This window comes from Lentzea sp. NPDC060358 (assembly GCF_042725365.1).
GTDB lineage: Bacteria > Actinomycetota > Actinomycetes > Mycobacteriales > Pseudonocardiaceae > Lentzea.
In genome coordinates, this window is record NZ_JBHXCW010000199.1 from 1 (window position 1) to 14,393 (window position 14,393).

14 protein-coding genes and 1 pseudogene are annotated in these 14,393 nt (G+C 69.0%); 8 read left to right on the forward strand and 7 right to left on the reverse strand.

Features of this window, described 5'->3' with window-relative positions:
* Nucleotides 1-38: 38 nt before the first annotated feature.
* The 4 genes from ACFWGZ_RS31295 to ACFWGZ_RS31310 all read right to left on the reverse strand — a co-directional run bounded on the left by ACFWGZ_RS31295 (nt 39) and on the right by ACFWGZ_RS31310 (nt 3,310).
* Nucleotides 39-932 carry an amino acid ABC transporter permease gene (locus ACFWGZ_RS31295; protein WP_382455186.1) on the reverse strand — a complete coding sequence of 298 codons (894 nt, stop codon included), beginning with the start codon at nt 930-932 and terminating at the stop codon, nt 39-41.
* Nucleotides 929-1,576, reverse strand: a complete 648-nt coding sequence (locus tag ACFWGZ_RS31300) for an amino acid ABC transporter permease (protein ID WP_382455187.1) — start codon at nt 1,574-1,576, stop codon at nt 929-931. Before ACFWGZ_RS31300 ends, ACFWGZ_RS31295 begins: the two co-directional genes overlap by 4 nt.
* Nucleotides 1,577-1,651: 75 nt before the next feature.
* Entirely contained in the window at nt 1,652-2,542 is an 891-nt protein-coding gene (locus tag ACFWGZ_RS31305; protein WP_382413884.1) for a glutamate ABC transporter substrate-binding protein, read from the reverse strand.
* 39 nt (nt 2,543-2,581) lie between these two features.
* Nucleotides 2,582-3,310 (reverse strand): amino acid ABC transporter ATP-binding protein, encoded by a 729-nt coding sequence (locus tag ACFWGZ_RS31310; protein WP_174517896.1) that lies wholly within the window; start codon nt 3,308-3,310, stop codon nt 2,582-2,584.
* 160 nt (nt 3,311-3,470) lie between these two features.
* Here ACFWGZ_RS31310 and ACFWGZ_RS31315 point away from each other — a divergent pair, with 160 nt between their 5' ends.
* Both ACFWGZ_RS31315 and ACFWGZ_RS31320 read left to right on the forward strand, forming a co-directional pair.
* Entirely contained in the window at nt 3,471-4,145 is a 675-nt protein-coding gene (locus ACFWGZ_RS31315; RefSeq protein ID WP_382455188.1) for a response regulator transcription factor, read from the forward strand.
* A gap of 54 nt (nt 4,146-4,199) precedes the next feature.
* Entirely contained in the window at nt 4,200-5,585 is a 1,386-nt protein-coding gene (locus tag ACFWGZ_RS31320; RefSeq protein ID WP_382455189.1) for a sensor histidine kinase, read from the forward strand.
* On the opposite strand, the gene ACFWGZ_RS31325 is transcribed toward ACFWGZ_RS31320, so the two are convergent.
* The gene (locus ACFWGZ_RS31325; RefSeq protein WP_382455190.1) at nt 5,582-6,496 is read right to left on the reverse strand and encodes a TAXI family TRAP transporter solute-binding subunit; all 915 of its coding nucleotides are present in this window, start codon (nt 6,494-6,496) and stop codon (nt 5,582-5,584) included. The two genes, ACFWGZ_RS31320 and ACFWGZ_RS31325, sit on opposite strands and share 4 nt — an antisense overlap.
* 880 nt (nt 6,497-7,376) lie before the next feature.
* Nucleotides 7,377-7,955, reverse strand: a complete 579-nt coding sequence (locus ACFWGZ_RS31330) for a hypothetical protein (RefSeq protein WP_382455191.1) — start codon at nt 7,953-7,955, stop codon at nt 7,377-7,379.
* Nucleotides 7,956-8,091: 136 nt separating this feature from the next.
* Between ACFWGZ_RS31330 and miaB the strand changes: the two genes are divergently transcribed.
* The 3 genes from miaB (at nt 8,092) to ACFWGZ_RS31345 (ending at nt 10,934) form a co-directional block, all read left to right on the forward strand.
* Complete coding sequence (gene miaB, locus ACFWGZ_RS31335; protein ID WP_382455192.1) at nt 8,092-9,573, forward strand: tRNA (N6-isopentenyl adenosine(37)-C2)-methylthiotransferase MiaB; 1,482 nt, start codon at nt 8,092-8,094, stop codon at nt 9,571-9,573.
* The gene (locus ACFWGZ_RS31340) at nt 9,570-10,037 is read left to right on the forward strand and encodes a hypothetical protein (protein WP_382455193.1); all 468 of its coding nucleotides are present in this window, start codon (nt 9,570-9,572) and stop codon (nt 10,035-10,037) included. Before miaB ends, ACFWGZ_RS31340 begins: the two co-directional genes overlap by 4 nt.
* Before the next feature lie 66 nt (nt 10,038-10,103).
* Nucleotides 10,104-10,934: an RICIN domain-containing protein gene (locus ACFWGZ_RS31345; RefSeq protein WP_382455194.1), complete on the forward strand. Its 831-nt coding sequence runs from the start codon at nt 10,104-10,106 to the stop codon at nt 10,932-10,934.
* Between the two features lie 54 nt (nt 10,935-10,988).
* On the opposite strand, the gene ACFWGZ_RS31350 is transcribed toward ACFWGZ_RS31345, so the two are convergent.
* Nucleotides 10,989-12,335 (reverse strand): DUF349 domain-containing protein, encoded by a 1,347-nt coding sequence (locus tag ACFWGZ_RS31350; RefSeq protein ID WP_382455195.1) that lies wholly within the window; start codon nt 12,333-12,335, stop codon nt 10,989-10,991.
* Between the two features lie 171 nt (nt 12,336-12,506).
* On the opposite strand from ACFWGZ_RS31350, the gene ACFWGZ_RS31355 reads away from it, so the two are divergent.
* The 3 genes and pseudogenes from ACFWGZ_RS31355 to ACFWGZ_RS31365 all read left to right on the forward strand — a co-directional run.
* On the forward strand, nt 12,507-13,187 hold the full coding sequence (locus ACFWGZ_RS31355) for a class III extradiol dioxygenase subunit B-like domain-containing protein (RefSeq protein ID WP_382455196.1): 681 nt from the start codon (nt 12,507-12,509) through the stop codon (nt 13,185-13,187).
* On the forward strand, nt 13,184-14,092 hold the full coding sequence (miaA, locus tag ACFWGZ_RS31360; RefSeq protein WP_382455197.1) for a tRNA (adenosine(37)-N6)-dimethylallyltransferase MiaA: 909 nt from the start codon (nt 13,184-13,186) through the stop codon (nt 14,090-14,092). The genes ACFWGZ_RS31355 and miaA overlap by 4 nt, the downstream gene beginning before the upstream one ends.
* Nucleotides 14,080-14,393 (forward strand): annotated as a pseudogene (locus tag ACFWGZ_RS31365) (diaminopimelate epimerase); the annotation flags it as partial. The gene miaA and the pseudogene ACFWGZ_RS31365, both read left to right, overlap by 13 nt.

The following is a 14,393-nucleotide window of genomic DNA, read 5'->3' on the forward strand; positions in this document are numbered from 1 at the left end:
CGTCCGAAGTGGACGCGCCCCGTTCCGCGGTCGGCGGGTCAGACGGTGCTGCCGGACCCCATGGCGGTCGAGGACTCGGCGAGCTGGACCTGGTTCGGCCGGTCCCCGTCGAGCTTCACGACCTTCTTGTTGCGGCGGTTGCGCTTCTCGAGGTAGTTCGCGAGCCACGTGAGCAGCAGGCACAGTCCGATGTAGATCAGCGCGACCACGATCATGACCGAGATCATCGGCCGGCCGAAGTTCACCGCGTCACCACCGATGCGCGTGCCCCACCGCAGCAGCTCCTCGAACGTGATGAGGAAGCCGAGCGCGGTGTCCTTCAGCAGCACGACGAGCTGGCTGATGATGGTCGGCAGCATCGCCCGCAGCGCCTGCGGCAGCAGGACGAGCGTCATCACCTGGGTCTTGCGCATGCCCAGCGCGTACGCGGCCTCGCTCTGCCCCTTGGGCAGCGAGTTGATGCCGGCGCGGAAGATCTCCGCGAGCACCGAGCCGTTGTAGAGCATCAGGCTGATCACGACCGCCGTGAACGCGCTCAGCTTCACCCCGGCCACGGGAAGGCCGTAGTAGAAGAAGAACATCATGACCACGAGCGGGATCGCGCGGAAGACCTCGACGACCACCGCGGCGGGACCGCGCACCCACGCGTGGTCGGAGAGGCGGGCGGCGGCGAAGATCGCGCCGAACACCAGCGCGAGCACCGCGCCGACGGCGAACGCGCTGAGCGTGTTGCCGATCGCGTCGACCAGGGACAGCTGGATCTGCTTGTAGTTGAACCAGTCGAGCCTGCGCGACGAGAACTGGTCCGTGGCGATGAACCGCATGACGACGTAGACGATCGCCGCGAGCACCGCCGCGATGCCGACGACGGCCATGATCTTGTGACGCGCGCGGGCCTTCGGGCCGGGGACGTCGAACAGCACCATGCTCATCGGGCCACGCTCCACCGCTTCTCGAAGACCTGCTGGACGTACGTCAGCGGCATGACCAGGATGACGAACCCGACCGCGACCCAGAGCAGTCCCAGCAGGACGTTCTCACCCTGCTCCGACAGCGAGTCGCGGATCGTGCCCGCCTGGAAGACGGCGAAACCGGAGGCGACCGTCGTGTTCTTCAGCAACGCGATCATGGTGCTCGTCATCGGCGGCACCACCGAGCGCAGCGCCTGCGGCAGCACCACGGTGCCCAGCATCTGCACGAACGTGAGCCCCAGCGCGCGGGAGGCCTCGGCCTGGCCGACCGGCACGGTGTTGATGCCCGACCGCACGACCTCGCAGACGAAGGCCGCCGTGTAGAGCGACAACGCCACCACGGCCGCGGTGTAGGGCTGGATCTTCACGATCTCCAGCAGGGGGTACGCGAAGAGGAAGAACACGAACACCAGCGTCAGCGGCGTGTTGCGCAGCACCGTCACGTAGGCGGTGCCGATGCCCCGGAACACCGGGACCGGGCTGACCCGCAGCGCCGCGAGCAGCGTGCCCAGCAGCAGCGAGAGCACACCGGAGATCGCGAAGAGCTGCAGCGTCTGGCCGAATGCGCGCAGGAACAGATCTAGGTTGTTGGTGAGGACGCTCATCGGTTTCCTTGCCGTCCGCCTTCAAAGGAACGGCCGGTGGACCCGCGCGGGATCCACCGGCCACTTAGGAGCCCGTCAGTACCGGTCGATCTTCGGCTTCTCGGCGGACGAACCCGACTTGCCCAGGGTTCCGTCGTAGATCTTCTGCCAGGTGCCGTCGTCCAGCGCCGCCTGCAGCACGTCGTTGAACTTGGCGCGCAGGGCGGTGTCCTCCTTGGGCACACCGATGCCGTACGGCTCGCTGGAGAACGTCTTGCCGACGACCTTCAGCTTGCCCTCCTCGGCGGCCGCGTAGCCCTTGAGGATCGCGTCGTCGGTGGTGACGGCGTCGACCTCACCGTCGAGCAGCTTGGTGACGCACTGCGAGTAGCCCTGGAACTCGAGGATGTTGGCGTCCTCGGTCAGCTTCTCGTCGCGGATGCGCTTGACCGGGGTGGAGCCGGTCGCCGAGCAGACCTTCTTGCCCTTGAGCGCGTCCTTGCCGGTGATGTCGGTGTTGTCCTTCTTCACCAGCAGGTCCTGGCCCGCGACGAAGTACGGGCCGGCGAAGCCGACCTTCTCCTTGCGGCCCGCGTTGATCGTGTAGGTGCCGACGTAGTAGTCGACGTCACCGTTGATCAGCGCCTGCTCGCGCGCGGCGGACTGGATCGTCTTGAACTGGATCTTCTCGGGGTCGAGGCCCAGCTTCGCGGACATCAGGCGCGCGATGTCGATGTCGAAACCGCTGTACTTGTTCGTCGTCGGGTCCTTGTAACCGAGACCCGGCTGGTCTTCCTTCACGCCGACGACGAGCGAGCCGCGCGCCTTCGCCTTCTCGAAGGTGGGCGAGCCGTCGACCTTGACGTCCTTGGCGACCTCGAACAGACCGGCGGGCGCCGCCGTGTCGGTCGGGCTGCCCTCCTTGCCACACGCGGTCAGGGCCAGTGCGCCCGTCAGCAGCACCGCCGCAAGGGTGCGAACCCTCATCGTCCTTCTCCTGCCATTCGTCCGTAAGTGGGCTGACTACTAGTGAGTCAGGATCTTGCCAAGGAAGTCCTTCGCGCGGTTGGACTTCGGGGCCGAGAAGAACTCTTCCGGGGTGGAGTCCTCGACGACCTCGCCGTCGGACATGAAGATCACCCGGTCCGCGGCCTTGCGGGCGAAGCCCATCTCGTGCGTGACGACGAGCATCGTCATGCCGTCCTTCGCGAGGCCCGTCATGACGTCCAGGACCTCCTGGACCATCTCGGGGTCGAGCGCGGAGGTGGGCTCGTCGAACAGCATCACCTTGGGCTTCATCGCGAGCGCGCGGGCGATCGCCGCGCGCTGCTGCTGCCCACCGGAGAGCTGGGCCGGGAACTTGTCGGCCTGGTTGGCGATCCCGACGCGCTCCAGCAGCTCCATCGCGGTCTTGCGGGCCTCCGCGGCCGGCGTCTTGCGCACCTTCGTCGGAGCGAGCATCACGTTCTCGACGATGGTCTTGTGCGCGAAGAGGTTGAAGGACTGGAACACCATGCCGACATCGGCGCGCAGGCGAGCCAGTTCCTTGCCCTCCGCCGGGAGGGGCTGCCCGTCGACCTCGATGACTCCGGAGTCGATCGGCTCGAGGCGGTTGATCGTCCGGCACAGGGTCGACTTACCGGAACCCGACGGCCCCAGCACGACGACGACCTGCCCCTTCGGCACTTCCAGCTGCACGTTCTTGAGCACGTGCAACGGGCCGAAGAACTTGTCCACGCCCGCCACACGGATCATCGGCGGGGCAGAGGCGGCAGTCATCCAGTCCTCCATTTGGGGGTCGTCGGCGTTGGCGGAAACCTAGGTGTCCGCCACCACACCAGTCCAGGACATTGAGCAAGACTTAGGGTCTCAACTCTGTCACAGGCAGACATCGGTTGCCCGGGAGGTAGCGAAAGTGCGCGTGCTGCTCGTCGAGGACGACGACAGGGTCGCCGAGGCCCTGGTCCCGGCCCTGACCAGACGGGGTTTCCACGTCGACCGGCAGGCCACCGGCCGCGGCACCCTCGACCGCCTCGCGGGTGTCGACGTGGTGCTGCTCGACCTCGGACTGCCCGACATGGACGGTGTGACGCTGTGCCGCGCCATCAGGGCCGCCTCGGACGTGGCCATCATCGTGGTGTCCGCGCGGGGCGAGATCGACGACCGGATCCTCGGCCTGCACGCCGGGGCCGACGACTACCTGGTCAAGCCCTATGACGTGGGCGAACTGGTCGCGCGGGTGCACGCCGTGCGGCGCCGGCGCGGTGCCGACCCGGTCGGCGTGGGGTCGGCGTCCACGGAGGTGTTCGAGACCGGCGACGTCCGGGTCGACCTGGGGCGCCACGAGGTCACCGTGGCGGGTGAATCGGTCGCCCTGTCGCGCAAGGAGTTCCAGGTGCTCGCGCTCGTCATGGCGGCGGGCGGCGCGGTGTGCACGCGCGAGCGGATCCTCGCCGAGGTGTGGGGGAGGACCTGGTCGGGTGCGAACCGCACGCTCGACGTCCACGTCGCCACGCTGCGCACGAAGCTCGGCCGCCCGGCGCTGCTCGAGACGGTGCGCGGCGTCGGCTACCGGCTGGGGCAGGTGTGACCTCCATTGGGTGATCTTCTTCCGGCGTGTCGCCGCGGGGCGGGGTGACGGCTCGTGAGATCCCGGTTGCTGGGCGTGGTCCTGGCCCTCGTCGTGCTGGTCCTCGTGGGACTCGGGCTGCCGCTCGGGCGCGGCGTGGCGGCCGCCGAGCAGCAGGAGCTGTTCCTCGACCGCCTCACCGACACGAGCCGGTTCGCATCGCTGGCGCAGCGCCCGCTGATCGACGACCAGCCGAGCGTGCTGCGGCCGGAGCTGGAGCGCTACGACGCGCTCTACGACATCGGCGTGGCCGTGGTGGCCCGCGACGCGCCGACGGTGCCGCTGGTCGCCTCGCGCAACGACCTCGTGCTCGGCGACAGCGCCGTCCAGGACCTGGTCAGCAAGGCGCTGGCCGGCCGCCTGCCGGTGGTGCCGCCGCTGTTCATGCCGTGGGACGACACGCGGCTCGTCCTCGCCGAACCCGTCCTCGTCGACGGCGAGGTGCGCGGCGCGGTGATCACGTTCTCGCCGACGTCCAAGACCCGGTTCGAGGTCCTGGCCTGGTGGGGGCTGCTGCTCGCGGCGAGCCTGCTGGTCCTGGCGCTCGCGGTGCTGCTGGCGCTGCCGGTGGTGCGCTGGACGCTGCGGCCGGTGCAGGCGCTAGACGACGCGACGGGCAAGCTGCTCGCCGCCGTCGTCGCGGGCCGCCCGGTCTCCCCGGTGGGCGCGGAGAGCGGCCCGCCGGAGCTGCGGCAGCTCAGCCGCTCGTTCGACCAGATGGCCGCGAACGTGGGCGATGTGCTTGCCGCGCAACGGGCGTTCGTGGCCGACGCGTCACACCAGCTTCGCAACCCGTTGACAGCCCTGAAACTCCGGTTGTCCAACCTGGAGGGTCACGTCGACGACGAGGCGGAGGTGCACCAGGTCGAGGCGCTGAGCGAGACGGACCGGCTCAACCGCATCCTCGACGAGCTGCTCGCGATGGCCCGCGCGGAGTCGAGCTCGGTGGACCCGGTGCCGGTGGACGTCGACAAGTCGGTGAAGGCGCGGCTGTCCGCGTGGCAGGCCGCGGCCGCGGCGAAGGAGGTCCACCTCGTGCTGGACGGGCAGCGGGTCGGCATGGCCCTCGCCCCGCCGCGCGGGGTCGAGACGATCCTCGACGCGCTGCTCGACAACGCGCTGAAGTTCACGCCGGAAGGCACCTTGATCGTGGTCGACGTGCGCAAGGCGGACGGTGTCGTGACGCTGTCGGTCGCCGACCACGGGCCCGGTCTGCAGGCGGAGGAGCTGGAGCGCGCGACCGACCGGTTCTGGCGCAGCCCCGCGCACCAGAACGTGCCGGGGTCCGGGCTGGGCCTGTCGATCGTGCGGCTGGTCGTCGAACGGGTGGACGGCGCGGTCCGGCTCGAGTCGCCGCCGGACGGCGGCCTGAAGGTCGTGATCGAGCTTCCCGCCCTCTAGACCTTGGTGTCGCGGTAGTACCGCATCGCACCGTTGTGCAGCGGCACCGGCGACGTCTCGATCGCCGACCGTTGCTCGATCGTGCGGGCCGCCGAGTGCACCTTCACCAGGTCCGGCTGCCCCTCGAAGAGCTGCCGCGCGAGCGCCTCCGCCACGTCGTCCGGCATCTTCTCGTTGACCAGCAGGAAGTTGCGCACCACGAGCGTGATGACCGGGTCCTTCTGCAGGTCGTAGGTGGAGGCGGGCAGCGTCGCCGACCCGTAGACCGGGTACTGCTGGCGGAACGGCTTGAGGACGTCGGCCAGGTCGAGCATCCGCACGCCGAGCTCCTTGGTGAGCTGCGTGATGCGTCCCGTGGGCAGGCCGCCGGACCAGAAGAACGCGTCGAGCTTCCCCTCGATCATCGCCTGCGCCGAGTCGTCCAGACCGAGGTTGACCTCCTGCGGCCGCACGTTCGCGGACTGCAGCAGCCGGCGCGCGATGATCTCGACGCCCGACTCCCGCCCGCCGATCGACACGCGCCGCCCGGACAGCTCGCCGAGCTTCGTGACGGGCAGGTCGGCCCGCACGATGACCTGCAGGTAGTCGTCGTGCATGCGGGCGAGCGCGCGCAGCTTCGACGACCCCTCGACGCCCTCGACCACGTCGGCCTGCGAGAACCCGACCTGCGCCTGGTCGTTGACCAGCCGCACGACGTTGTCCTTCGACCCGGCCGTGGCCACGACCTGCGGCCGGGCGATGCCCAGGCGCCCGCTCCAGATGTCGGCCAGGCCGTTGCCGAGGGTGTAGTAGACGCCGCCCTCGCTGCCCGTGGCCATCGTGATCTTGACGTTCCCGAGCGTGCTGCCGCAGCCCGTCAGGACCGTTGCGGCGGTCAGCAGGCTCACGGCGACGTGCATTCGTCCCAGCACCTGCGCATCGTGCCACGGCGGCGTTCTACGCTTGCACCCGACGAAAGGTTGGTTGCAGTGACCCGCAGTTACCAGATTCGCACGTGGACTTGTGACCTTTGAGGAACGCTACCTAGCTTGACCGCATGGCAAGAGCAAAGGGGCAGGTCAAGCATGCCAACACAGGAGCAGCGTCTACGGGTCAGAGGGTCCTGGGAGCAGTCCGTCTCAGTCGCACCACTGACGAGAGCACGTCACCTGCCCGTCAACGTGAGCTGATCGAATCGTGGGTTACAAGCCACAACGCCGAACTGGTCCACATCACTGATGACCTTAATGTGTCCGGTGCAGTCTCACCGTTCGACGGTCCCAGCCTGGGTTCGTGGCTGACCGATGCCAAGGCTGCTGAGTGGGACGTCCTGAGATCGACGTCATGGCGGGTAGGTGCCTGATCGAGATCGGTGACCCTGCCAAGGCAGAACCGTTGCTGTCCAAGGCAGTTGCGTCCTACCCCGTCGAGCACTCACGTGAGGTGGCTCTGTACCTGTCCTGGTTGGCAGAGTCCTACGCGCGGAGCGGAAACCTAGACGCAGCAAGGTAAATCCTGAGCCGAGTCAAGGACTACGCGTCACGGATGCCGTCTACTCGGACCGATGATCGCCTACGCCTGGTTGAAGTTCTCGTGTAGGTAACACATGTGGTCTCGTGAGGGATATCGACGCAGGAAGCTTTACCGCCTACAGAAACGGTGACCTGTGTACGAGTATCTGGTGAAGGAAGTAAAGTTCCACGGCGGCAGGAATGAAGCAGTTGCGAGTTCTGCGACAGAGATGATCAACGAACATGTTGGTCAAGGTTGGGAGTTCGAGGCCTTCACGCCGAATGGTGCAGTTACCGGTGCCTACGTGGTCTTCCGTCGGAGGAAGTGACTCAGCTTCTTGCGAGGTTTTTGAGTTAGCACGACAGGTTCAGTGCCCAGCTTGGACAAATCGGTACGGTAGACATCGGCGACACGATTCATGTCCCTGTCGTACTTGTCTGTGCCGATACTGCTCTGATGTGCACCTTGCATGTAGTCGAAGTGGTCCAGTGCGACACGCAGGTTGTAGTTCATCAGCTCAAGAGACTTGATGGCGGCGACAGTGGCACGAACAACCTCTTCATTACATACCAACTGGACCGCTGCCAAGCTATGCCGGGCTTCCATTTCGAGAGAAGGTAGAACCTTCGTGTCCCCAGGGTGCTCGTATGGGTCACCCAGGTACAGGTTCACAGCCGTCATTGCGCTGTGCCACTTGTGAAGAGCTGTCAGAGACGCGACCAGAGCAGTCTTCTGAGCGTCCAACTCACGCTGCTGCCGCTCTTGAGCCCACCTGAGCTGGTCACGCTGGAACTCACGCCGGTTGGTGAGCCACTGAGTCACCCAAGCGACCACCAGAGCTGATCCCGCACCGATGAGGGCAGGCCACAGAGCACTCATGTCGGCAGGCTAGGGCGCTGGTTGGCAGGTCAGGGCGTCTGCAACCCTTACGTGTAGCGGCTGGTCACCGGAGAGTTGATCTAGTCCTCGGACGGTCGCCGTCAGGAGACCACTGACCAGGGGTTATGGTGTTCGAGTGAGCAGCAGGCAGGTTCCAAAAACGTATCAAATCCGCACGTTCGGTTGCCAGATGAACGTGCACGACTCCGAACGGCTCGCCGGTCTGCTGGAGGACGCTGGCTACGCGCGGGCCGCCGAGGACGAGCAGGCCGACGTCGTCGTCTTCAACACCTGCGCGGTCCGCGAGAACGCCGACAACAAGCTCTACGGCACGCTCGGCCACCTCGCCCCGCGCAAGACCGAGAACCCGGACATGCAGATCGCCGTCGGCGGCTGCCTCGCGCAGAAGGACCGCGGCGAGATCGTCCGGCGCGCGCCGTGGGTGGACGTCGTGTTCGGCACGCACAACATCGGCTCGCTGCCGGTGCTGCTCGAACGCGCCCGCCACAACTCCGAGGCGCAGGTCGAGATCCTCGACGCGCTGGAGACGTTCCCGTCGTCGCTGCCGGCCGCCCGCGACTCCGCCTACGCGGGCTGGGTGTCGATCTCCGTGGGCTGCAACAACACCTGCACTTTCTGCATCGTGCCGTCCCTGCGCGGCAAGGAGAAGGACCGCCGCCCCGGCGACGTGCTCGCCGAGGTGCAGGCGCTCGTGGACGAGGGCGTGCTCGAAGTCACGCTGCTGGGCCAGAACGTCAACTCCTACGGCGTCGAGTTCGGCGACCGGTTCGCGTTCGGCAAGCTGCTGCGCGCCTGCGGCGACGTCGACGGGCTCGAGCGCGTGCGGTTCACCTCGCCGCACCCCAAGGACTTCACCGACGACGTGATCGCCGCGATGGCCGAGACGCCGAACGTCGTCCACAGCCTGCACATGCCGCTGCAGTCCGGTTCGGACCGGCTGCTCAAGGCGATGCGCCGCTCGTACCGCACCGAGAAGTACCTCGGCATCATCGACAAGGTCCGCGCCGCCATGCCGGACGCCGCGATCACCACCGACATCATCGTCGGCTTCCCCGGCGAGACCGAGGAGGACTTCCAGGGCACGCTCGACGTGGTGCGCCAGGCCAGGTTCTCCTCCGCGTTCACGTTCCAGTACTCGAAACGCCCCGGCACGCCTGCGGCCGAGCTGCCCGACCAGCTGCCGAAGGCGGTCGTGCAGGAGCGGTTCGACCGGCTCGTGGCGCTGCAGAACGAGATGACGCACTCGCTCAACGTCGAGCAGGTCGGCAGGACCGTCGAGGTCCTCGTCGCCACCGGCGAGGGCAAGCGCGACGCCGAGACGCACCGCATGAGCGGCCGTGCGCGCGACGGGCGTCTCGTGCACTTCACGCCCGGCTCCACGGCGCCGCGTCCGGGCGACGTCGTCGAGACCGTCGTGACCTACGGCGCGCCGCACTACCTGGTCGCGGACGGCGAACCGCTCACGTGGCGCCGCACCAAGGCCGGTGACCGCTCCGAGGCGGGCATCAAGCCCAAGACCGCGGGGGTCGGCCTGGGACTGCCGTCGTTCGGCGCCCCGGCCCCGCTGCCGGCCGTGTCGGGGTGTGCCGCGCAGTGAGCGACGAGGAGTACCTGCGCAAGGAGATCGACTCGGTGGGACAGCAGGCGGCCAAGCGCATCGACCCCGGCACGGGCGCGTTGACGATCGCGATCGCGGTGCTGGCGCTGCTCGTGTCGCTCGTGCTGCCGTGGGTGGGGGAGAAGACCGGGCTGAGCGTGGTGCTCGGCGAGTCCGAGACCTTCCTGCCGCGGGTGTTCTCGTTCCTCGCCCTCGGCATCGGCGTGCTCGGGTCGGGCATCACGCTCGCGGTGCGCCGCTGGACGCTCACGTGGGTGTGCTCGCTCGGTCTGTTCGCCGGGGCGGTGACGGGTGTGCTGTCGATCTGGACGCAGCAGACGACCACGAGCAACAAGACGATCGGACCCGGCCCGGGCATCGGGTTGATCATCGCGGTGCTCGCGGTGATCGTGCTGCTGGTGAAGTGGGTGAAGATCGCGGCCTCGCGCCCGCCGCAGCTGTAATGAATCCCGGCGCCTCCCCGATTCCTTTTGCGTCGAAACGGTGACGCGAGTCGAGGTGCGCTGGGCATGACGGACGCCGATCAGACCACCAACACCGTCAGCGGCGACGTGAGCGGGACGCCGGTCCAGATTGGCGATGTCGGCCGTGACGTCAACATCACCACCTACGAGCGGCGCCCGTACGTGCTGTTCGGCGTCATCGCCGCGGCCGTGGTCGTGGTGAGTCTGCTGGTCGTGGTGGCGGACCTGAGCGACGGCACGAAGTCGGCGGAAGGTGGTTCGTCGTCTCCGCCGCTCGCGTCGGTGCCGCTTTCCTCCGCGGCGACGACCAGCGCCGCCGTGATCGTGGCGGGGACGACCGCGCCGCCCGCCGTGCTCACAGCCAAGCCGGTGCAGCAGCAGCCGCACCAGCCGCAGCCCCAGCCGCAACCGACGGTCCCGCCGCAGCCGGTGGACCGGAAGCCGGTGACCGACGGCCCCGGCTACCTGGTGCCCGCCGGCAACGACCAGCGGGCCGCGGACTTCTACCAGAACGAGTGGAACGACGTCGTCATGTGGGAGCGGCACCCGCCGGGTGACGCGACCAGCTACCAGCCGTTCTGGGCGCGCGAGTTCTCCGACGCGAACCCGGCCGTGTTCCGCCTGCGCAACCAGCGCGGCAACCTGTGCATGGAACCGGTGTTCCAGGACGGCTTCGGCGAGCACGTCAAAGCCGGCGCGTGCTCGTGGAGCAACGACGCCCAGCTGTGGCAGGCGCAGAACACGACCCAGTTCGCGCACGTCGCGTCCGGCCGGTGCCTTGGCACGGCCAACGACGGGTCCTACGCCGACGGCACCTGGCTCATCGTGTCGCTGTGCTCCGGCCGCGACGACCAGAAGTGGCGCATTGCCCGCTGAGAACGCCCGAGGGCCCCTCTCCGCACGGAAGAGGGGCCCTCGGACCGTTCAGGACTATCGGGTCGCCAGCGCCTGCTCAGCGGCGGCCAGCCACTCGCGCCACTGGGCGGCCTGCGCCTCGGCCTGCTCGGTGCGGCGCTTGTCGCCCGCGGCACGGGCCTTCGCGGCCTGCGCCTCGAACTGCTCCACCCGCTCGCGGAACTGCGCCACGCGGGCCTCGGCCTCGGGGTCGGAACGACGCCACTGCGCGTCGACCGCGCCGCGGACCCGCTCCTCGATGGCGCGCAGCTTGCCCTCGAGCTCGCGGATGCGCTCGCGCGGCACCTTGCCGATCGCGTCCCAGCGCTCCTGGATCTTGTAGAGGGCGTTGCGCGCCGCCTCGAGGTCGGACGACGGGTCGATGCCCTCGGCCTCGGCGAGCAGCTCCTCCTTCAGCTTCGCGTTGGCCGAGAACTCGGCGTCACGCTCGCTGAACGCCTCGGAACGCTTCTGGAAGAACGCGTCCTGGGCCGCGCGGAACCGCTGCCACAGTGCGTCGTCGGCCTCCTTGGGCGCACGCCCGGCGGCCTTCCACTCGACCATCAGCTCCTTGTAGCGGCCGGCCGTGTGGCCCCAGTCGTCGGAGTCGACGAGCTTCTCGGCCTCCTCGACCAGCGCCTGCTTGGACGACTTGGCGACCGAGCGCTGGCGGTCGAGGTCCGCGAAGTGCGATCCGCGACGGCGGTTGAACGCATCACGGGCCTTCGAGAACCGGCGCCACAGCTGCTCGTCGGTCTTGCGGTCGACGCCGCGGATGGTCTTCCACTCGTCGAGGATCTGGCGCAGCCGGTCGCCCGCGACCTTCCACTGGGTCGACTCGTTCGCGATCGACTCGGCCTCGTCGACGAGCGCCTGCTTGCGCGCCACGGACTGGGCCCGGGCGGCCTCCTTGGCCTCCTTCGCCTTCTCCATGCCCGCCTCGGCCCGCTCCAGCACGTGCTCGACGCGGGCGGCCAGCGCCTTGAGGTCGCCGACGACGGCGGCTTCGGCCAGCTGCTCCTTCACGTGCTTCGCGCTGGTCAGGGCGTGCTTGGGGTCGCCGGCGCCGGACTTGAGCCGCGACACGAGCAGCTCGACCTCGGTGCGCAGGTCGTCGAACCGCCGCGCGAAGTGCGCGAGGCCCTCGACCGGCTCGCCCGCCTGCCACGACCCGACGGCGCGCTCGCCGTCCTCGGTCTTGACGTACACGGTGCCGTCGGCGTCCACGCGACCCCAGCGGTCAGGGTGGTCCGACGCCACGGGGACGGCAGGAGGCGTCGCCTGCGCGGTCTCCTTCGGCGTTTCCTCGACCGCACTCTCGGCTGCGACCTCCACCGGAGCGGTCTCGGCCACGACCTCCGGTGTGCTGTCCTGCTCCGACATCGCCGGTTCCTCCCATCTGACGCCCGTGCCAGCCACGGGCGCCCCGCCAGCAGGCGGGGCCGGTGCGATACGGGCGCTGGAGGGTCTCCCGTCCCCAGTTCCCCGCGCGCATTCAAACAGGTCAGAGCTCGACTCGGTACTGGGAGTCCACGATAGGTAGCCTCGTTCGTCGTGATCACCCGTGCCGCGGTGGTGCCGCACCCACCCCTCCTGGTGCCAGAACTGGTCGCGGGAGCCACCGCCGAGACCGAGCCCGTGAGGGCCGCAACCCTTGCCGCAGCAGGAAAACTGCCCGGTCCGTGGGTGGCGGTCGCCGTCGACCCCGCGGGTCCGGCGACGTTCGTGCCGCCGCTGTCGGGAACTTTCCTCGGTTACGGGGTCGACGTGCCCGCGTCACTCGGCGGTGACCTGCCGCCGGACGCCCACGTCCCGCTGCCGGTCCTCGTCACCGCGTGGCTGCGGGAACGCTGCGCTGTCGAGGTGTCACGCGTCGAACTCGTTCCCCCTGATCTGCCCACCTCGGACTGTGTCTCGTTGGGACGCCGGCTCGCCGCCGAGGACTGCGGCCTGCTGGTCCTGGGCGACGGCTCGACCCGCCACGGACCGCGTTCGCCGGGCTCGGACGACGAGCGTTCGGGACCTTTCGACACCGCCGTCCACGAGTTGCTGGCAGCCGCCGACACCGACGGCCTGCTCGGCCTCGACACCGGCCTCGCGCGCGAACTGGGCGCGCAGGGCAGGGCGGCGTGGCAGGTCCTCGCCGGCGTGCCCGGCCCGTGGCGCTGCTCATCCGCCGATTTCTTCGCACCGTTCGGCGTGGGCTACCACGTCGCAGTCTGGGAGCGCCCGTGATCACTCCGATCGCCGTCGTCGGCCCCACGGCCACCGGCAAGTCCGACCTCGCCGTCGCGCTCGCGGAGCGGGTCGGGGGAGAGGTCGTCAACGCCGACGCCATGCAGCTCTACCGCGGCATGGACATCGGCACGGCGAAGATGCCGGTGTCCGAACGCCGCGGCGTCCCGCACCACCTGTTCGACGTCCTCTCGGTCACCGAGACCGCGTCCGTGGCCGCCTACCAGCGCGAGACCCGCGCGGTGGTCGAGGACCTGCTGGCCGCCGGGCGCCCGCCGGTGCTGGTCGGCGGGTCGGGCCTGTACGTGCAGGCCGTGCTCGACGACCTGAAGTTCCCCGGCACCGACGACGCCGTGCGCGAGCGCTACGAGGCCGAACTGGCCTCCGCGGGCCCCGAGGCGCTGCACCGGCGCCTGCAGGAGCTCGACCCGGCCGCCGCGATCGCGATCCTGCCGTCCAACGGGCGCCGGATCGTGCGCGCGCTGGAGGTCATCGAGCTCACCGGCGAACCGTTCTCCGCGAACCTGCCCAAGCCCGGCCCCGCGCGCTACGGCACGGTCCAGATCGGCGTCGACCGCGAGGTGTCCGAACTGGACGAGCGGGTCGACCGCCGGGTGGAGGTGATGTTCGAGGCCGGTTTGGAGGACGAGGTCCGCCGCCTGGTGCGGATCGGCCTGCGCGAGGGCAGGACCGCCTCCCGCGCACTGGGCTACCAGCAGGTGCTGTCCGCAATGGACGGAGCGTGCACGATCGACTTCGCCGCCGCGGAGACCCAGCGCGCCACCCGCCGGTTCGTGCGCCGGCAGCGGTCCTGGTTCCGGCGTGACCAGCGCATCACCTGGCTCGACGGCGCGCGGCCGGATCTCTTGGAGGCCGCCGGTAACCTGGTGCCGTGGAGTTCGTGAAGGGGCACGGCACGGAGAACGACTTCGTCGTCCTGCCCGACCTCGATGACCAGCTGGACCTGACGGTGGCGCGCGTGCAGGCGCTGTGCGACCGGCAGCGCGGCCTCGGCGCCGACGGCGTGCTGCGCGTCGTGAGGGCCGACGGCAAGTGGTTCATGGACTACCGCAACGCCGACGGCTCGATCGCCGAGATGTGCGGCAACGGCGTACGGGTCTTCGCCGGCTACCTCCAGCGCGCCGGACACGCCGAGGCGGGCGACCTCGCCGTGGCGACCCGGGGCGGCGTGAAGCGGGTCCACAT

Bases quoted from the DNA above. Each gene is read 5' to 3' on its own strand.
- ACFWGZ_RS31295 (WP_382455186.1), bottom strand. From the start codon at position 932: ATGAGCATGGTGCTGTTCGACGTCCCCGGCCCGAAGGCCCGCGCGCGT.
- ACFWGZ_RS31300 (WP_382455187.1), bottom strand. From the start codon at position 1,576: ATGAGCGTCCTCACCAACAACCTAGATCTGTTCCTGCGCGCATTCGGC.
- ACFWGZ_RS31305 (WP_382413884.1), bottom strand. From the start codon at position 2,542: ATGAGGGTTCGCACCCTTGCGGCGGTGCTGCTGACGGGCGCACTGGCC.
- ACFWGZ_RS31310 (WP_174517896.1), bottom strand. From the start codon at position 3,310: ATGATCCGTGTGGCGGGCGTGGACAAGTTCTTCGGCCCGTTGCACGTG.
- ACFWGZ_RS31330 (WP_382455191.1), bottom strand. From the start codon at position 7,955: ATGAGTGCTCTGTGGCCTGCCCTCATCGGTGCGGGATCAGCTCTGGTG.
- ACFWGZ_RS31345 (WP_382455194.1), top strand. From the start codon at position 10,104: ATGACGGACGCCGATCAGACCACCAACACCGTCAGCGGCGACGTGAGC.
- ACFWGZ_RS31350 (WP_382455195.1), bottom strand. From the start codon at position 12,335: ATGTCGGAGCAGGACAGCACACCGGAGGTCGTGGCCGAGACCGCTCCG.